Raw genomic sequence first — 17,645 nt, 5'->3', positions numbered from 1 at the left:
TTGCCTCGCTGTCGCCCTTGCAACGGCAATGCCGGTCCGCAAGCGCAGGAATCCTGCGGTTTCCGCGGCGTCGGCGAAGAGCGCCCCGGGCAGAACCTGCCGGCGCCAGGCAGGATCTGCCGGACGAGATCAGGGACGGATGCGCAGCAGCACCCGCCCCGGCGGCCCGTTCTCCGAGGCGGCGCGCAGCGCGGCGGCGAAATCCTCGAACCGGTAGACACGGCCGATGGTCGGGCTGAGCCTGCCTTGCGCATGCAGGTCGAACAGGGCCGCCAGGTTCGCCGCCTCCCCTTCCGGCTCGAGCTCGCGGAACTGGCGGTAGTCGACGCCGACCAGTGCGGCGCCCTTGAGCAGCGCCAGATTGATTGGCAGGGCCGGGATGGTGCCGGCGGCGAAGCCCACCACCAGATGGCGGCCGCGCCAGCCGAGCGAGCGAAAGGCGCGCTCGGTGATGGCGCCGCCCACCGGATCGAACACCACGTCGACACCGCGGCCGCCGGTCAGCCGCTTCACCTGGTCGCGCCAGTCGAGCGCGTGGCTATCCAGGGTGTCGTCGGCGCCGACGGCCTCCGCGGCCGCCCGCTTGGCCTCGGTGGAGCCGGAGCCGATGACGCGGGCGCCGAGCGCCTTGCCGACCTGGATCGCCGCCTCGCCGACCGACCCTGCGGCGCCCAGCACCAGCAGGGTCTCGCCGGCCTTGAGCGCGGCGCGCTGCACCAGCGCGTGATAGGCGGTGCCGTATGCGACACGGAAGACGGCCGCGGTCTCGAAGCTCATGCCGGCGGGCAGACGGAGCGCCGCGGCGGCGGGGATGACCGCGGCCTCCGCGAAGCCGCCGCCGAAGCCGGCGCCCACCACACGGTCGCCGGCCGCGAATCCGGTCACGCCGGGTCCGGTCGCAGCGACGATGCCGGCGAACTCGCCGCCCGGGGTGAACGGCAGCGGCGGCTTGACCTGATAGCGTCCGGCGGCGACCAGGGCAGTGACATAGCTGACCCCGGCGACGTGCACGTCGACGCGAATCTGTCCGGCGCCCGGCGCGGCCGGCTCGATCTCTTCCAGGGCGAAAGTCTCAGGCGCGCCGAGCGCGCGGGCGACGACGGCCTTCATCGGGCGCCCTCCCCTTGGGCCGGCCGTATGCCGGCTTGCGGGTCGATCTTAACCCGAGCGCGCGGATCCGCGCGCCGCCGCGATTTCCGTCGGCCGGGCGGGCTTCAGCCCGCGGCGCGCCGGCGCTGCACGGGAGGCTGCGCCAGCCCCGGGCGGCTGTCGACGCCATGGGCGTCGCGCTCGAACTCTTCGGCCAGGGCACTGAGCTCGCGCATCAGGAGGAACGGCACCGCGCCCTGCGCGAGGCGGCGACAAAGGGCCGCTTGCTTCTCCAACTGCATCGTACCGCGATCCTTGAAGTGAACATCCCGTCGGCGGATCATGCTGGCCCCTCCGACCTGAACCACCGAACTCCGATGCCGATGACCGTCTCACATCGGGCGTTCACCTGGGTAAATTTCCCGGTAACCTTTGGCCCTTCCGGTCGCTTGTTTCTGCATTGTCACACTTTGATGCCGATGCGTGACGCAGTTAACCATACGGTTACCTAAAAGGCAGGAAAGCGGCAGAATTCAGCCGTTTTTCGGCTGCATGATCTCGATGCGATTGCCGAACGGATCGTCGACGAAGAGCCGGTCGTAGCCCTCCAGAGGCTCGTCCGACACGGTGCGGAACCCGGCCGCCGCGAGCGCCGCGGCCAGCGCCGGCAGGTCGTCGACGATGAAGGCCGGGTGCGCCTTGCGGGCCGGCTTGAAGTCCTTGTCGACCCCGAGATGGACCTTGAGCGGACCGCGCTCGAACCAGCAGCCGCCGCGGGCGGCAAGGTGGGGCGGCTTGGTCTGTTCCGGGATGCCGAGCAGGCCGGTATAGAAGGCGCGCGCCGCCGCCTCCCCGCCGGCCGGCATCGCCAGCTGCACATGGTCCAGAGACAGGATCCGCATGGTCGCCCCCCTTGGCCGCGGCGGATCATATAGGGGATCCTGCAAGCGGCCGGCCCCAATTGGGCGATGCCTTAACCCCCGGCCGGTAGCCTGCGCCGCGCATGCTTGCAGACAGCGATCCGGCGACCGGGCCATGGTGAAGGGCGAGGCATTGGGCCCTGTCGCCTTCATTGCCGTTCTGCGCGACGGCAGCTGGGCCGCGGGCGCTCGGCTCCGCAGCTATGCCCTGGTCGCCATCGGCGTCTATCTCGCCGCCGCGATCGGCATGCTGCTGCTGGCCGAGAACGGCATCGGCCCGGACGGCAAGCCGATCGGCACCGATTTCGCGAGCTTCTGGAACGCCGCGCGCCTCGCTTTGGCCGGCCAGGCGGCGGTCCCCTACGACATGCTCGCCTTCGCCGAAGCGCAGCGGGCGGCGATGGGGCAGATCCCGTTCTACGCCTTCTTCTACCCGCCGACCTTCCTGCTGATGGTCGCGCCGCTCGGTGCGCTGCCCTATCTCGCCGCGCTGGGCGGCTTCCTCGGCGCCACCTTTCTGCTCGCCGCCGCCGCCGCCAACCGCATCCTGCCGGGGCGAGACGGCGTGATCCTGCTGCTCGCCGCGCCCGCCGGCTTCGTCGCCCTCGGCCATGGCCAGAATGCCTTCCTGCTGATGGGCCTGCTCGGCTTCGGGCTCGCGCTGCTCGGCCAGCGGCCGATCCTGGCCGGGCTGCTGCTCGGCCTCGCCAGCATCAAGCCGCAGCTTGGTCTGCTGCTGCCCGTCGCGCTGATCGCCGGCGGCCAGTGGCGCGCGTTGATCGCCGCCGGCCTCGGCGCCGTCGGCTTTGCCGGCTGCGCCGGCGTCGCCTTCGGGCCGGATATCTGGCAGGCCTTCCTGGACCAGATGCCCGAGGCGAGCCTCGCCATGCGCGCCGGCAGCGTGCCCTGGGGCAAGATGGTCACGCTCTATGCCGGGCTCCGCGTGCTGGGCGCCGGCGAGATCCTCGCGCTGACTGCCCAGGGGCTCGCCCTGCTCGCGATGGCCTGCCTCTTGGCTCTGGTCTGGCGCGACCGCGACCCGGCACGGGCGCCGCTGCGCGCCGCCATTCTGGTCGCGGCGACCCCGCTCGCCGCGCCGGTGGCGCTCGATTACGACCTGCTGCTCATGCTGCTGCCGATGCTGTGGCTGACGGCGCATGCGCGCGCCCACGGTATCGGATCCTGGGAGATCAGCGGGGCGGCGCTGATCTATCTGCTGCCCTTCATCGCGCGGCCTCTCGCGCTGCATCTCGGCCTGCCGATCGCGCCGCTCGCCCTGATCCTGTTCCTCGCGCTGCTGGTGCGGCGGTGGCAAGCCTTCGGCGGCACCCTGGGCCAGCGCGCCGGCGCCCTTTGACCGCTCGGCCGCTTCGCCCAAAAAGAGGCCCCGCCAAAAACATTCCGGCGGGGCGAGAGGAGCAAGGCGGCTAGAGGGGGATCAATTGCCGCCGAGTCAGATGATGTAGCGCCGCGGCCACGATGGAAGCCCAAACCGACCACCATCACGAGACCGTGATCCAGGGTTAATGAGTGTTACCGCCGGTGCGCGTCGATTGCGAGCTGCACCGGCTGGCCATGCGGGGTCCGCTCATAGGCCTGGATCCAGGCCTGCTTGCGCTGGCCGAGCGCCGCCGCATCGACCACGCGTTTCGCCGTCACCAGCCGCTCCAGCGCGGCGAGCCAGTGCCGGTAATAGGTCGCGCCGAGATCGGGATCGCCTTCCGCCTGGGCGCGCGCGATCTCTTGGCTCAGCGCGGCGGCCCATTCGGACCAGGTGAAGAGACAGGCCTCGTGCAGCTTGACCGTGAGGGCGAAGGCCTGCGCCTCCCACGGCTCGCGGAAGACCGGCCCCTCGGCATCGCGCGGAATGGCCGGCAGGGCATCCAGGTCGACGACCGTTGCCATCGTCAGGCCGGGTCCAGATGGTCGTCCCACAGATCGACCAGCACCACGTCGCGCGGATTGGCCTCGGGCCCCCACAGCTCCGGCGCGGCAAAGCGCACGACATAGCAATGCTGCGGCTTCGGCCCCTGGTCGCTGCCGCTGGAATCGGCGAACACGAAGACGCCGTGATCGCGGTCGATGACGCCCTGCCGCCCGCGCACATAGCGCGGCGCCCTGGTATGGCCGAGCGGATGGCGGTTGCGCACCGCGACCTTCTGGCCGGCCGAAAAGCGCGCCGGCAGGTCGGAGGCGATGCGATGGGCGCCGCCGCGCCGGATGATCTCCGACATCTGGGTAATGCCGACCGGCGAAAGATCGGATCTTGCCGCCGCCTTGCCGGTCGCCAGCTCTTCCGCGGTGACGAGGCCCTTCTCCACCAGCAGCTTCTCGAGGCCGTAGAGCCAGTGCTCGTAATAGCTGGTGGCGAGATATTCCGCCGGCGGCTGGCGCTCGCGCGCATAGCGCGACTGGTCGATATTCCACTTGCCGAGCGCGCCGGCCGCCAGGGTGAGCGCGAAGGCGCGGCGTTCCCACTCGGCATGAAAGACCGGCTCGTCCGGCTCCGCGCCGACCGGGCCGAAGCCCTGCATGCCGCCGAGATCGTGGGCGCCGTTCATGCTGTGACCTTCGGCGCCAGAGCGAGGCCGACGCCGATCATCGAGTCCCGCGTCACCAGGTCCGCGAGCGATTCCTCTCCCAGGCCCTCGGTGCCCGGCGGGCGCTGCGGCAGGACCATGTAGCGGACCTCGGAAGTCGAGTCCCAGACCCTCAGCTCGACTTCGCCGCCGAGCTCGACGCCGAATTCGCGCAGCACGCCGCGCGGATCGATCACGGCCCGCGAGCGGTAGGGCGCCGACTTGTACCAGACCGGCGGCAGGCCGAGCACCGGCCAGGGATAGCAGGAGCAGAGCGTGCAGACGACGAGGTTGTGCACCGCGGGCGTGTTCTCCACCACCACGATGTCCTCGCCCTGCCGGCCTTCGTAGCCGAGTTCCTTGATCGCCAGCCCGCCCTTGGCCAGCAGACGCGCCTTGTAGGCCGGGTCGGTCCAGGCGCGCGCCACCACGCGGGCGCCGTTGCGCGGTCCGATCCTGGTCTCGTAGAGATCGATCAGGTAGTCGAGCGAGGCCGGATCGACGAGCCCCTTCTCCACCAGCAGCGATTCCAGAGCCTTGACCCGGAGCGCCGGATCCGACGGCACGTCGCTGTGGTGGTGGTCGTGGTCCTCACCATGCGCCTGGCTCCCGTGATGGTGGTGGCCCTCGCCCATAGCCCGCTCCGTCCTGCTGCCGCTCAGCTCAACCGAGGCTGCCGCAACGCCGCCGTGAAGGCAATGCGGCGCGTTCACCATACGCCGATACAAATCGTTAGGTATCGGATCGCTAGCGTCGCGCAATGCTCAAGGTCGTCTCCTGCGTGGTGGACGAGCACGATCTGCGCCTGGTGGTGCTCGCCGGCCTGATTTGCCTGTTCGCGTCCCACACCGCTTTCGGATTGCTGTCCCGCGCCCGCCTGGCGGAACGCGGCCAGTGGCTGTGGATCAGCGGCGCCGCGACGGTGACGGGAAGCGGCGTCTGGGCGACCCATTTCGTCGCCATGCTGGCCTTCAAGCCCGGCGTGCCGGTCGGCTACGAGATCGAGCGCACCCTGCTGTCCATCGTGGTGGCGATCCTGATCAGCTGGATCGGATTTGCGGCGGCGGTGTTATGGGATAGGCGCGCCGCGTTCGGCGGCGCGGTCGTGGGCCTCGCCGTCGCCGCTATGCACTTCACCGGCATGTCCGCCGTCGATGTGCCGGGCCGCATCGTCTATGACGGCGCCTATGTGGCGGCGGCGATCGTTCTGAGCGTGGTGCTCGGCTTCGCCGCCTTTCGGATCAGCGCGCGGGGCCACGATCTCAAATCGCGCCTGCTCGCCGCGAGCACCCTGACGCTCGCCATCTGCGCGCTGCACTTCACCGCCATGGCCGCGGCGTCGATCGAAGTGGATCTGATCGAGTTGTTCCCGACCCCGATCGCACAGCCACTCTGGCTCGCCGTCGCTATTGCGGCCATGACGTTACTGATCGCCGGCCTCGGCCTGGGCGGCACCGTGGTCGACCAGCACCTGACGGACCGGGCGGTGAAGGAGGCCGACCGCCTGCGCGCCCACGTCGCCGAGCTGGAGGCGACCAAGCTCGAATTGGAGAAGACGGCGTCCAACCTGTCCGAAGCGCTCGGCGCCGCCGCCGCGGCGAGCCAGGCGAAGTCGCAGTTCCTGGCCACGATGAGTCACGAGCTGCGCACGCCGCTCAACGCCATCATCGGGTTCTCGGAGACGATTCATACCGAGGCCTTCGGCCCGATCGGCAATCCGCGCTACCAGGAATACATCAAGGACATCCACGACAGCGGCGTGCATCTGTTGGCGGTGATCAACGACATCCTCGATTTCGCCAAGCTGGATGCCGGGCATATGGACTTCCAGATCGAGCCGCTGGATCCGCGCAGCGTGGTGCGCGACGCCCTCCGCTTCGTGCGCAGCCAGGCTTCGGATGGCGGGCTTACGCTGCAGGAGGAGGTCGCGGCCAACGTCGCCCACTTCCTCGGCGATGCGCGCCGCATCCGCCAGGTGCTGCTGAACCTGCTCGCCAACGCGGTCAAGTTCACGCCGCCCGGCGGCACCATCCGCGTCGTCGCCGAGCGGCGGCAGAACCGCGTGGCGATCGTCGTCACCGATACCGGCATCGGCATGTCGCCCGAGCAGATTCCGATCGCGCTGGAGCGCTTCGGCCAGATCGACAGCACGCTGGGCCGCAAATACGAGGGAAGCGGCCTCGGCCTGCCGCTCACCAAGAAGCTGGTCGAGCAGCAGAGCGGCCGCTTCAGCATCCAGAGCACGCTCGGCACAGGGACTTCGGTCACCTTCGAGATGCCGGTGGCGGAGATGCCGGCATTGCAGGGCGAAATCGCCGCCTGATCCGTCAGGCGTGGAGGGCGAGGCCCTTCACTGCCTTGTCCACCGCCCGCTTCGGCCCGTGCAGCGCGAGCCCGGCCCAGTCGGTTGCGGCGGGATCGGCTTCGGCGAAGGCCGCGCGGTTGGCGGCGTCGTGGCCGGTGCGGAACATCGCCTCGACATAGCCGGCGACAGCCAGTTCCTTCTCCATCGCCACCGCATGGGCGTCGCGCAGGTCCTGCAGCGTCGCCGCGAATACCAGCACCGGCTGGCCCAGCATCGGCGCGTGTTGGCGACCGGCGGCATCGACATACGGCGCGCCGATGCAGTCCGGCCGAAGGGCGGCAATGCCGCTCGCCAGGAAGGCCGTGACGTTGAGCTTCTGCCAGGCGGCGAGATCGTCGCGGATCAGGATCGCGATCTTGGTATCGAACATGCGCCGTTCACCTCCGACACGGCAGCGTGCCGGCGTGGTCAGGCGCGGTCTGGAACATTTGTGCAGATCCGGCGGTAGCCCGCCGGCGTGATGCCGTAGGCGCGACGGAACCAGCGGCCGAGATGGCTCTGATCGGCGAAGCCCGCCGCCGCTGCGACCTCGGCCGGACGCAGGCCCCGGGCCAGCAGCCCGCGCGCCGTGCACAAGCGACGGTTCACCAGATAGGCGTGCGGTGCCAGCCCATAGGCGCGCTGAAAGGCGCGGGCGAGACGAAAGCGATCGGTTCCGGCCAACGCGGCCAGTCGCTCGAGGCCGAGATCCGCCTCGCCATGCAGCGCGTCGATCGCTTCGCGGGCCCGCCGCGCTGTCGCCGGCGCGCTGCCCCCGGCCGGCCCGGGCAGGCCGACATGGCGTGCGAGCCGCTCGACCACGCGGTCGAGGGTGGCATCGCGCACGGCGCGCATCTCGGCCGCGGCGATGGCGCGCCGGGCGGAGAGTATCGCGGCCGCGAGATCCGCGTCGTCGGCCAGCGTCGCCGCGAATTCGAAGATCGCACCGCAATGACCGCGCCCGGTGCATTCGGCGGCCGCGGCGGCCAGCCGCGCCGGATCGAGGTACAGCATCGAATAGGTGAAACCGCCCGCCTCGGGCGCCACCCCGTCATGCGTCTCGCCCGGCGCGATCAGGATGACCCGGCCCCGGGTGCTGCGGTGCACCGCGCGGCGGCAGCGGAACTGCTGCACGCCCTGCTCGGTCACGCCGATCAGCACCTCGTCGTGGAAATGCGGGTCGTAGGCGTGGCCGCGGAAATGCGCGCGCACCGCCTCGACGCCACCCGTCGCGTCGCGCGCCAGCGCAATCCAATCCTGGTCTACCGCTTCCGCCATCGTCCGCACGCGCGGCATCCTAGCAGGTCGTCCGACGCCCGTTTTATTTCGATGGACATCGAAATAGTTCTTGCCGCGATTAGCCCGCGCTCATAGCGTATTTCGATGCGGCTCGAACAAGCGGCGCGGCAGCTGGAAGTGCTGGGCAATCCGACCCGGCTGCAGGCCTATCGGGCGCTGGTGCGGGCCGGGCCGGAAGGCCTGCCGGTCGGCCGCCTGCAGCGCCGGCTCAAGGTCGTCGGCTCGACCTTGTCGCATCACCTGCGCCGCCTGGTCGCAACCGGCTTGGTGACGCAGGAGCGACGGGGCACCACCCTGCTCTGCCGCGCCCACTATCCGGCGATGGCGGCGCTGCTGGGCTATCTCGCCGACGAATGCTGCGCCGACGCGCCCGCGCCCGCCGCAAGGAAGCCTGCCGGCGCGCGCGCCGAGGAAGGGAAAGCCTGCGCATGACCATCCCCTCCGGCGGGGCGAGGCCGCTGTCGCTCGGCGCCGTGGTCTGGCTGCTCGGCCTGACGCAGAATCTCGGCTACGGCACGCTCTATTACAGCTTCGCCATCCTGGCCGCCGACATGGCGGCCGAGTTCGGCTGGCCGGTCGCCTGGATCTACGGTGCCTTCTCGCTGGCGCTGCTGGTCGGCGGCGCCGTCGCGCCGCTGGCGGGCCGGCAGGTGGACCGTTACGGCGCGGCGACGGTGATGACCTGGGGCTCCGTCGCCGCCGCGGCGTCGCTTGCGCTGATCGCCATCGCGCCGAATGTCGGCGTGTTCGTGATCGGCCTGATCGCCCTGCAGGCCGCATCGACCTATGTGCTCTACGACGCGGCTTTCGCCCACCTGGTGCAGCGGGGCGGTGCGGAGGCGCGGCGACGTATCCTGCATCTCACGCTGATCGCAGGCTTTGCCTCCACCATGTTCTGGCCGCTCACCTCGGCTCTGCACGGCTGGCTTACGTGGCGCGAGGTGACCGGCCTGTTCGCAGTGGCGAATTTCCTGGTCTGCTTTCCCGTGCATGCCTGGCTGAGGCGGCCCAGCGCCAGCCCCGGCGGCGCCGGCGCGATCGCGGGTGTGCCCTCGGTCGCCACCAGCGAGACGCCATTGCCGCCGGCGCTGAGGCGCAAGGCCTTCCTCCTGGTCGCGACCGGCTTCTCGCTCGGCGGTTTTCTGCTCTCGGGCATATTGGCGCAGATGGTCCCGCTGCTCTCGGCGGTCGGGCTCGGCACGGCCGCCGTGCTGGCCTCCACCCTGTTCGGCCCGTCGCAGGTGCTGATCCGCTTCATCAACATGGCGGCCGGCTCCGGCCGGCACCCGCTGACGGTGACGATCATCGCCGCCACCCTGCTCCCGGTGGCCGTCGGCATTCTCGCGGTCACCGCGCCGGCAATTGCCGGCGCCGTCGCCTTTGCCCTGCTGCTCGGCTTCGGCTCCGGTCTCACCAGCATCGTGCGCGGCACCTTGCCGCTGGCGCTGTTCGGCAGCGCCGGCTATGGCGCCCAGCTCGGCAAGATGGCCTCGGCTCGCCTGGTGCTCACCGCCATCGCCCCGTTCGTGCTGGCCTTCCTGGTCGAGAATGCCGGCGCCGTCACCGCGCTCGCCGTGCTGGCGGCGACCGGCGCCCTGGGCCTGGTCGCTTTCCTGGCGGTGCTGCCGTTGCGCAAGGCCGCCGCCGCCATACCGGCGGCGCCTTGCACCGGCCATCCGCCCGATAAATCCTAGTCGCGGCCGCCGAAGAATCTGGCAAGTACTGCGGCATGACCGAGATCCTGATCGGCCTCGCCTGGGTGGCGCTGGGCAGCGCGCTGGGCGGGGCGGCGCGCTTCCTGGTGTCGAGCCTGCTCGGCCGGGTGCTGGGCGAGACGTTTCCCTGGGGCACGCTGGCGGTGAATGTCAGCGGCGCCGCCGCCATCGGGGCCTTCGCCGCGGTGGCGGTCCGGCACGGCCTGCCGGATGGCGGCGCGGCCTGGCAGGCGATCGTGGTCGGCTTCCTCGGCGGCTACACCACGGTTTCTTCGCTGAGCCTGCAGAGCCTGGCCCTGGCCCAGCACGGCGCGCGCGGCGCCGCTGCCGCCAATATCATCGGCTCGATCGCGGCGGGCCTGGCGGCGGTCGCGCTGGGCTTTGCGCTCGGAACCGCGCTCGCATGACGGCGCGGGAGACGCTGGGACTCTGCCTGGCCGTGGGGCTCGGCAGCCTGGTCGGCGGCGTGGCGCGTGCCGCCGTCTCGCTCGCCGCCCTGGCCTGGCTCGGCAGCGGGTTTCCCTGGGGCACCCTGGCCGTAAACCTGCTGGGCTCGCTCGCCATCGGGTTCTATGCCGGGCTGACCGGTCCAAACGGCCGGATCGAGGTCGGCCTGCGGCAGCGGCAATTCGTGATGGCGGGATTCTGCGGCGGTTTCACCACTTTCTCCGCGTTCAGCCTGGAGATTTTGCAACTGCTGCAGGGGCAGCGACACGCGGCGGCGGGGCTCTACATCGTCCTCTCCCTCGCGGCCTGGCTGGCGGCGGTCTGGCTTGGCGACCGGCTGGGCCGCCGCCCGCCGCCGGCATGACCCTGTGACCCGATCGCGCCTTTCCGTATGGCCCGCCCTGCGCTAGGTTCCGCCGCAACTCGGCTTGGCCGAGTCCCCCAACCGAGACGCCCGGAGCGCACGGCCATGGATGCCGCCGTCATCGTGTTCCCCGGATCGAATTGCGATCGCGACATCAAGGTCGCCCTGGCCCAGTCGATGGGCAAGGAGCCGCACATGGTGTGGCACCGGGATGCCGATTTCCCCAAGGTCGACCTGATCGTGCTGCCGGGCGGGTTTTCCTACGGCGATTATCTCCGCTGCGGCGCCATGGCGGCGCATTCGCCGGCGATGCGCGAGGTGGTGGCGCGGGCCGGCAAAGGCACCCGCGTGCTCGCCATCTGCAACGGCTTCCAGATCGCGACCGAGGCCGGCCTGCTGCCGGGCGCGCTGATGCGCAACGCGCATCTGCAATACGTTTGCTCGGACGTGAACCTCAGGATCGAGACCAACCAGACCGAGTTCATGGCGAAGTACCGGCCGGGCCAGGTGGTGCGCATCCCGGTCGGGCATGCCGACGGGAACTACCAGGCGGATGAGGCGACCCTCGACCGCCTGGAGGGCGAAGGGCTGGTGGCGCTGCGCTATTGCGATCCGAACGGCACCATCTCCTCGGCCGCCAACCCGAACGGCGCCGCCCGCAACATCGCCGGCGTCTACAACGACGAACGCAACGTGCTCGGCCTGATGCCGCATCCGGAGCGGCTGTCCGACGCCGCGCTCGGCGGCACCGATGGACGGCTGATGATCGATTCCCTGGTCGAGGCCCTGTCTTGAGCAAATCCGTCATCGAGATCACGCCGGAAGTCGCCGCCAGCCATGGACTGAAGGCGGACGAGTTTCAGCGCGTCGTCGAGATCCTGGGCCGCAATCCGAACTTGGTCGAGCTCGGCATCTTCGGCGCCATGTGGAGCGAGCATTGCTCCTACAAGTCGTCGAAGAAATGGCTGAAGCGCCTGCCGACCAGCGCGCCCTGGGTGATCTGCGGTCCGGGCGAGAATGCCGGCGTGATCGATATCGGCGACGGCCAGGCCGTGGTCTTCAAGATGGAGAGCCACAACCACCCGAGCTTCATCGAGCCCTATCAGGGCGCCGCGACCGGGGTCGGCGGCATCATGCGCGACGTCTTCACCATGGGCGCCCGCCCGATCGCCAACCTGAACGCGTTGCGCTTCGGCGAGCCGGCGCATCCCAAGACGCGCATGCTGGTGGCGGGCGTGGTGCACGGCATCGGCGGCTACGGCAATTGCGTCGGCGTGCCGACCATCGGCGGCGAGACCACCTTCCACAAGAGCTACAACGGCAACATCCTGGTCAACGCGATGACGGTCGGCCTCGCCCGCGCCGACCGCATCTTCTATTCGGCCGCGGCCGGCATCGGGAACCCGGTCGTCTATGTCGGATCGAAGACCGGGCGCGACGGCATCCACGGCGCCGTCATGGCCTCGGCCGAGTTCGACGACAAGTCGGAGGAGAAGCGGCCGACGGTGCAGGTCGGCGATCCGTTTACCGAGAAGCTGTTGATCGAGGCCTGCCTCGAGCTGATGGAGAGCGACGCCATCATCGCCATCCAGGACATGGGCGCGGCCGGCCTCACCTCCTCCTCGTTCGAGATGGCCTCCAAGGGCGGCGTCGGCATCGAGCTCGATCTCGACCTGGTGCCGTGCCGCGAGGCGCGGATGACCGCCTACGAGATCATGCTCTCCGAGAGCCAGGAGCGCATGCTGATGATCCTGAAGCCGGGCCGCGAGGACGTCGCGCGGCAAGTGTTCGAGAAGTGGGAGCTCGACTTCGCCGTCATCGGCCGGGTGACCGATACGGGACGCATGATCCTGAAGAAGGACGGACAAGTCGCGGCCGACCTGCCGGTCGCGCCGCTCGCCGAGAAGGCGCCGATGTACGATCGGCCGGTGCAGATGACGCCGAAGCCGGCGCCGCTCGGCGATGTGCCGGCTGCCGGCGATATCGCGGACTGCCTGCTCAAGCTACTCGCCTCGCCCGACCTTTCGAAAAAGGATTGGGTCTGGCGGCAATACGACCACATGGTCATGGCCGACACGGTGATCCGGCCCGGCGGCGATGCCTCGATGGTGCGGGTGCACGGCACGCGCAAGGCGCTCGCCGTGACCACCGACTGCACGCCGCGCTACTGCTTCGCCGATCCGGAGGAAGGCGGCGCCCAGGCGGTGGCCGAGACCTGGCGCAACATCACCGCCACCGGCGCCAAGCCGCTCGCCATCACCGACTGCATGAATTTCGGCAATCCGGAGCGGCCGGAGATCATGGGCCAGTTCGCCGGCTGCATCGAAGGCATGCGCAAGGCCTGTCTCGCGCTCGACTACCCGGTCGTGTCCGGCAACGTGTCGCTCTACAACGAGACCAACGGCCAGGGCGTGCAGCCTACCCCCTCGATCGGCGGTGTCGGCCTGATCGACGACTGGGCCAAGGCTGTGCAGATCGCCCCCAAGGCCGATGGCGAGGTACTGGTCCTGATCGGAGAGACGAAGGGCCATCTCGGGCAATCGCTGTACCTCCGCGAGCTGCTCGGGCGCGAGGACGGCCCGCCGCCGCCGGTCGACCTGTCGGCGGAACGGCGGAACGGCGACTTCGTCCGGGCCGAGATCCTGGCCGGCCGGGTCAAGGCCTGCCACGACGTGTCGGATGGCGGCATCGCTGTCGCGGTGGCGGAGATGTGCCTCGCCGCCGGGCGGGGTGCCGAGGCCGGACTGCCCGGCGGCTTAGGCCATGCGGTCGCTTTCGGGGAGGATCAGGGGCGCTATATCCTGAGCATCGCTGCCGGCGAGGCCGCGGCGCTGCTCGACCGCGCGGCCAAGTCGGGGGTGCCGGCGGCCCGGCTCGGCCAGGTCGGCGGCGATCGATTGACGTTCCAGGGGGCCCGCGCCATATCCTTGCACGACCTGCGAAGGGCGCATGAGAGCTGGCTTCCCAACTACATGGCGGGCTGAGTAGCAACGATGCCGATGGCGGCCGAGGATATCGAGACGATGATCAAGGCGGCGTTCCCGGACGCCCGCGTGACCATCCAGGACCTGCGCGGCGACGGCGACCACTATGCCGCGCACATCGTCTCCAGCGCCTTCAAGGGCAAGAGCCGGGTGCAGCAGCACCAGATGGTCTACAAGGCGCTGCAGGGCCGGATGGGCGGCGTGCTGCACGCCCTGGCGCTGCAGACCTCGGCGCCGGCAGATTGAGGAATCGATCAGGAGGGATTCGATGAGCGACGTGCACGACCGCATCCGTCAGGACATCCAGGACAACCCCGTGGTGCTCTACATGAAGGGCACGCCGGTTTTCCCGCAATGCGGCTTCTCCGCCACCGTGGTGCAGATCCTGACCCATGTCGGCGTCAAGTTCCGCGGCGTCGACGTGCTGCAGGATCCGGGCCTGCGCCAGGGCATCAAGGAATTCAGCGACTGGCCGACCATTCCCCAGCTCTACGTGAAGGGCGAGTTCGTCGGCGGCTGCGACATCATCCGCGAGATGTTCGAGACCGGCGAGCTCGAGCAGCTGCTGACCGAGAAGGGCGTCCTGCAGCCGGCGGGGTGATTCTCCCTTCTCCCGCATTGCGGGAGAAGGGCTGGGGATGAGGGAATTCGGGCTCGCGTCCTGACTCACGCACCCTCGCCCAACCCTCTCCCTCGATGAGGGAGAGGGCTTAAGTCTTTAACCCGCCAGCCTGGTGAGCGCCGCGTCGAGCCGCTCCGCCGTCGCCGTAAGCTCCGTCAGCCGCTCGCGGGCTTCTTCCACCACTTCTTCCGCCGCCTTCTCGACGAAGCCGGGATTGGCGAGACGCTGGGCGATCTTGGCCGCTTCGCTCGACGCCTTGTCGCGCTCGCGGGCAAGCCTCGCCCTCTCCTTGTCCAGGTCGATGACACCGGCGAGCGGCAGCGCCGCCACTGCCCCGTCGAGCACGATCTGCACCGAGCCTTTGGGCGCCGCCTCGGCGACCTTCGCCTCGGAGAGCCGCGCCAGGCGCAGGATGGCCTCCATATGCGTGGCGAGGCGGGCGCGGCTCGGCTCGCTCGCCTCCAGCAACAGAAGCTCGATCCGGCTCGCCGCCGGCACGTTCATCTCGGCGCGGGCGGCGCGCACCTCGCGGATCAGCCGCACCACCCAGTCGACCTCGCCGACCGCCGCCTCGTCGACCGGCAGGTCCTTCGCCTCCGGCCATTCCGCCAGCATCAGCGAGCCGTCGCCGCCGAGCCGCTGCCAGAGCTCCTCGGTCACGAACGGCATGAAGGGATGCAGCAGCCCGAGCGTGCGCATCAGCACGAACATCGCGGTTGCCTGCGTCTCCGCCTTCACCGCCTCGCCGGCAAGCAGGGGTTTCGCCAGCTCCAGGTACCAGTCGCAATAGACGTCCCAGATGAACTGGTAGACGGCGGAGGCCGCCTCGTCGAAGCGGTAGGCCTCGAGCGTCGCCGTGACGCGCTGCGCCGCCTTGGCCAGCTCGCCGATGATCCAGCGGTTGACGACGTGCCTGGCATCGGCCGGCTTGAAGTTCGGCACCAGCGCGGCGCCGTTCATCTCGCAGAAGCGCGCGGCGTTCCAGATCTTGGTGGCGAAGTTGCGGTAGCCTTCGATGCGCCGCTCCGACAGCTTCACGTCGCGGCCCGGCGCCGCCATGGCGGAGAGCGTGAAGCGCAGCGCATCGGCGCCGTACTTGTCGACCAGGGCGAGCGGATCGACCACGTTGCCCTTGGACTTGGACATCTTCTGGCCGCGCTCATCGCGCACCAGCGCGTGCACGTATACGGTGCGGAACGGCACCTCGCCCATGAAGCGCAGCCCCATCATCATCATCCGGGCGACCCAGAAGAAGATGATGTCGAACCCCGTGACCAGGGTGTCGGTCGGGTAGTAGCGGGCGAGTTCCTTGGTCTGTTCCGGCCAGCCCAAGGTCGAGAATGGCCAGAGCGCAGATGAGAACCAGGTGTCGAGCACGTCCTCGTCGCGCTTCAGCGCGACCTTCCTGCCGTAGTGGCTGGCGGCGGCGGCCTCGGCCTCGGCTTCGCTCAGCTCGACGAAGACATGGCCGTCGGGGCCGTACCAGGCCGGGATCTGGTGGCCCCACCAGAGCTGGCGCGAGATGCACCAGGGCTGGATGTTGCGCATCCATTCGAAGAAGGTCTTCTCCCAGGTCTTCGGCACGAAGACGGTGCGGCCCTGCTCCACCGCCTCGATCGCGGGCTGGGCGAGCGTCTTGGCGTCGACATACCACTGGTCGGTCAGCCAGGGCTCCACCACCACGCCGGAACGGTCGCCATGCGGCACGGTGTGGGTATGCGGCTCGATCTTCTCGATCAGGCCCAACGCCTCCAGGTCGGCGACGATTTTCTTGCGCGCCGCTTCGCGGCTCAGGCCCCGATAGGCGTCGGGCACGTCGCCGTTCAGCTTGGCATCGGCATCGAAGATGTTGACCTGGGGCAGGTCGTGCCGCTTGCCGACCTCGAAATCGTTGAAGTCGTGCGCCGGCGTGATCTTGACCGCGCCGGACCCGGTGCTGGGATCGGCATGCTCGTCGGCGACGATGGCGATGCGCCGGCCGACCAGCGGCAGGATGGCGTGGCGGCCGATCAGGTCCTTGTAGCGCTCGTCGTCGGGATGCACCGCGATGCCGGTATCGCCGAGCATGGTCTCCGGCCGCGTCGTCGCCACCACGATATGGCGGCCTTCCATGCCCTCGACCGGATAGCGGAAGTACCAGAGCGAGCCCTTGATCTCCTTCTGCTCGACCTCGAGGTCGGAGATCGCGGTGTGCAGCTTCGGGTCCCAGTTGACCAGCCGCTTGTCGCGATAGATCAGCCCGTCCTTGTAGAGATCGACGAACACCTTGAGCACGGCCTTGGAGAGGCCGTCATCCATGGTGAAGCGCTCGCGCGACCAGTCGCAGGAGGAGCCGAGCCGGCGCAGCTGCCCCGTGATGGCGCCGCCGGATTCCTCCTTCCACGCCCAGACGCGCTTGACGAAATCGTCGCGGCCGAGGGCATGGCGCGAGGTGCCGGCCTGGTCGAGCTGGCGCTCCACCACCATCTGGGTCGCGATGCCGGCATGGTCGGTGCCGGGCTGCCACAGCACGTCGCGGCCGCGCATCCGCTCGAAGCGGATCAGCACGTCCTGCAGGGTGTTGTTGAGGGCGTGGCCGATATGCAGGTTGCCGGTCACGTTGGGCGGCGGGATGACGATGCAATAGGGCTGCTGATTGTCGCGGCTGCCGATGCGGAAGGAGCCGCCCTGCTCCCATTCGGCGTACAGCTTCGGCTCGACCTCGTCGGGCCGATAGGTCTTCTCCAGCATCGATAAGTATCCTCTACCCGGCGGACATGGCCGCCGGGGGATGGCGCCGCGGCGGCCCTATATTGGCTAGCGGTTCTGGCTCTCGTCTACCCGGCCGGCCAGCTTCGCCACTTCGCGCTCGACGATGCGGTGTACGAGCGTCGGCAGGTTGGCGTCGAGCCAATCCTTCAGCATTGGCCGCAGCAGCTCCTTGACGATGTCCTCCAACGTGCGGTTGGGCGAGCCGATCGGCAGCCCGCGCACCTGCGACACCGTCGAGGCCAGGTTCGAGAAGGTGGAGGCCGCCTGCTGGGCCACCGGCGCCGAAACCAGCGCCAGATCGTCCGCCATCAGATCGGCGACGGTCGGCTGCGGCTGCGGCTGCTGCGGCGGCGGGGGTGGCGGCGGTGCGGCCTGGACCGGTTCCGCGGGGGGCGGGGGCGGCGGCGCCTGCTCGGCCACCACCTCGGTCAACTCGAGTATCTCTTCCTCTTCGACCTTCGGCGCCGGGGGAGGCGGAGGCGGCGGCGGCGCGACGGCGGCCGGAGGGGGCGATGGCGGCGGCGGCGCGGC

At 69.6% G+C, this 17,645-nt stretch carries 20 protein-coding genes; 10 read left to right on the top strand and 10 right to left on the bottom strand.

What is annotated here, in order from left to right; genetic code table 11:
* Window positions 1-129 precede the first annotated feature (129 nt).
* The 3 genes from DT074_RS22160 to DT074_RS22150 all read right to left on the bottom strand — a co-directional run bounded on the left by DT074_RS22160 (window position 130) and on the right by DT074_RS22150 (window position 1,991).
* Window positions 130-1,110, bottom strand: a complete 981-nt coding sequence (locus tag DT074_RS22160; protein WP_119422049.1) for an NADPH:quinone oxidoreductase family protein — start codon at window positions 1,108-1,110, stop codon at window positions 130-132.
* A 104-nt stretch (window positions 1,111-1,214) separates the two neighbouring features.
* A complete protein-coding gene (locus tag DT074_RS22155) occupies window positions 1,215-1,433 on the bottom strand; it encodes a hypothetical protein (RefSeq protein ID WP_119422048.1) in 219 nt (72 codons plus the stop codon).
* 189 nt (window positions 1,434-1,622) lie between these two features.
* The gene (locus tag DT074_RS22150; protein WP_119422047.1) at window positions 1,623-1,991 is read right to left on the bottom strand and encodes a VOC family protein; all 369 of its coding nucleotides are present in this window, start codon (window positions 1,989-1,991) and stop codon (window positions 1,623-1,625) included.
* 133 nt (window positions 1,992-2,124) lie between these two features.
* Here DT074_RS22150 and DT074_RS22145 point away from each other — a divergent pair, with 133 nt between their 5' ends.
* Window positions 2,125-3,366 carry a glycosyltransferase family 87 protein gene (locus DT074_RS22145; RefSeq protein WP_162915100.1) on the top strand — a complete coding sequence of 414 codons (1,242 nt, stop codon included), beginning with the start codon at window positions 2,125-2,127 and terminating at the stop codon, window positions 3,364-3,366.
* Between the two features lie 176 nt (window positions 3,367-3,542).
* On the opposite strand, the gene DT074_RS22140 is transcribed toward DT074_RS22145, so the two are convergent.
* From DT074_RS22140 to nthA, 3 genes are read right to left on the bottom strand one after another with little or no spacing between them, the layout of a single operon-like run.
* Entirely contained in the window at window positions 3,543-3,914 is a 372-nt protein-coding gene (locus tag DT074_RS22140; protein WP_119422045.1) for a nitrile hydratase accessory protein, read from the bottom strand.
* A 2-nt stretch (window positions 3,915-3,916) separates the two neighbouring features.
* A complete protein-coding gene (gene nthB, locus DT074_RS22135) occupies window positions 3,917-4,570 on the bottom strand; it encodes a nitrile hydratase subunit beta (RefSeq protein ID WP_119422044.1) in 654 nt (217 codons plus the stop codon).
* Window positions 4,567-5,223 carry a nitrile hydratase subunit alpha gene (nthA, locus tag DT074_RS22130; RefSeq protein WP_119422043.1) on the bottom strand — a complete coding sequence of 219 codons (657 nt, stop codon included), beginning with the start codon at window positions 5,221-5,223 and terminating at the stop codon, window positions 4,567-4,569. The genes nthB and nthA overlap by 4 nt, the downstream gene beginning before the upstream one ends.
* A gap of 125 nt (window positions 5,224-5,348) precedes the next feature.
* Between nthA and DT074_RS22125 the strand changes: the two genes are divergently transcribed.
* Window positions 5,349-6,911, top strand: a complete 1,563-nt coding sequence (locus DT074_RS22125) for an MHYT domain-containing protein (RefSeq protein ID WP_119422042.1) — start codon at window positions 5,349-5,351, stop codon at window positions 6,909-6,911.
* Window positions 6,912-6,915: 4 nt separating this feature from the next.
* Here DT074_RS22125 and DT074_RS22120 read toward each other — a convergent pair whose 3' ends face one another.
* The gene (locus DT074_RS22120) at window positions 6,916-7,323 is read right to left on the bottom strand and encodes a DUF2000 family protein (RefSeq protein ID WP_119422041.1); all 408 of its coding nucleotides are present in this window, start codon (window positions 7,321-7,323) and stop codon (window positions 6,916-6,918) included.
* Window positions 7,324-7,361: 38 nt separating this feature from the next.
* A complete protein-coding gene (locus tag DT074_RS22115) occupies window positions 7,362-8,210 on the bottom strand; it encodes an AraC family transcriptional regulator (protein WP_119422068.1) in 849 nt (282 codons plus the stop codon).
* A 105-nt stretch (window positions 8,211-8,315) separates the two neighbouring features.
* On the opposite strand from DT074_RS22115, the gene DT074_RS22110 reads away from it, so the two are divergent.
* The 8 genes from DT074_RS22110 to grxD all read left to right on the top strand — a co-directional run bounded on the left by DT074_RS22110 (window position 8,316) and on the right by grxD (window position 14,342).
* Complete coding sequence (locus tag DT074_RS22110; RefSeq protein ID WP_119422040.1) at window positions 8,316-8,663, top strand: ArsR/SmtB family transcription factor; 348 nt, start codon at window positions 8,316-8,318, stop codon at window positions 8,661-8,663.
* A complete protein-coding gene (gene arsK / locus DT074_RS22105; protein ID WP_119422039.1) occupies window positions 8,660-9,925 on the top strand; it encodes an arsenite efflux MFS transporter ArsK in 1,266 nt (421 codons plus the stop codon). The genes DT074_RS22110 and arsK overlap by 4 nt, the downstream gene beginning before the upstream one ends.
* A gap of 35 nt (window positions 9,926-9,960) precedes the next feature.
* Entirely contained in the window at window positions 9,961-10,353 is a 393-nt protein-coding gene (crcB, locus tag DT074_RS22100; RefSeq protein WP_119422038.1) for a fluoride efflux transporter CrcB, read from the top strand.
* On the top strand, window positions 10,350-10,757 hold the full coding sequence (locus DT074_RS22095) for a fluoride efflux transporter FluC (protein ID WP_119422037.1): 408 nt from the start codon (window positions 10,350-10,352) through the stop codon (window positions 10,755-10,757). The genes crcB and DT074_RS22095 overlap by 4 nt, the downstream gene beginning before the upstream one ends.
* Before the next feature lie 105 nt (window positions 10,758-10,862).
* Complete coding sequence (gene purQ / locus DT074_RS22090; RefSeq protein ID WP_119422036.1) at window positions 10,863-11,552, top strand: phosphoribosylformylglycinamidine synthase subunit PurQ; 690 nt, start codon at window positions 10,863-10,865, stop codon at window positions 11,550-11,552.
* Window positions 11,549-13,741: a phosphoribosylformylglycinamidine synthase subunit PurL gene (purL, locus tag DT074_RS22085; RefSeq protein ID WP_119422035.1), complete on the top strand. Its 2,193-nt coding sequence runs from the start codon at window positions 11,549-11,551 to the stop codon at window positions 13,739-13,741. The genes purQ and purL overlap by 4 nt, the downstream gene beginning before the upstream one ends.
* A gap of 9 nt (window positions 13,742-13,750) precedes the next feature.
* Window positions 13,751-13,987: a BolA family protein gene (locus tag DT074_RS22080; protein ID WP_119422034.1), complete on the top strand. Its 237-nt coding sequence runs from the start codon at window positions 13,751-13,753 to the stop codon at window positions 13,985-13,987.
* Between the two features lie 22 nt (window positions 13,988-14,009).
* Window positions 14,010-14,342, top strand: a complete 333-nt coding sequence (grxD, locus tag DT074_RS22075) for a Grx4 family monothiol glutaredoxin (protein ID WP_119422033.1) — start codon at window positions 14,010-14,012, stop codon at window positions 14,340-14,342.
* 117 nt (window positions 14,343-14,459) lie between these two features.
* Here grxD and DT074_RS22070 read toward each other — a convergent pair whose 3' ends face one another.
* Together DT074_RS22070 and DT074_RS22065 are read right to left on the bottom strand one after the other, a co-directional pair.
* Window positions 14,460-17,093 (bottom strand): valine--tRNA ligase, encoded by a 2,634-nt coding sequence (locus tag DT074_RS22070; RefSeq protein WP_119422032.1) that lies wholly within the window; start codon window positions 17,091-17,093, stop codon window positions 14,460-14,462.
* 66 nt (window positions 17,094-17,159) lie between these two features.
* The coding region (locus DT074_RS22065) for a DUF2497 domain-containing protein (protein ID WP_119422031.1) at window positions 17,160-17,645 on the bottom strand (486 nt) is incomplete at its 5' end.

This window comes from Desertibaculum subflavum (assembly GCA_003576705.1).
GTDB lineage: Bacteria > Pseudomonadota > Alphaproteobacteria > Ferrovibrionales > Ferrovibrionaceae > Desertibaculum > Desertibaculum subflavum.
Note: the sequence above shows the minus strand (reverse complement) of the source record. Positions and strands in the feature narration are given on the sequence as shown.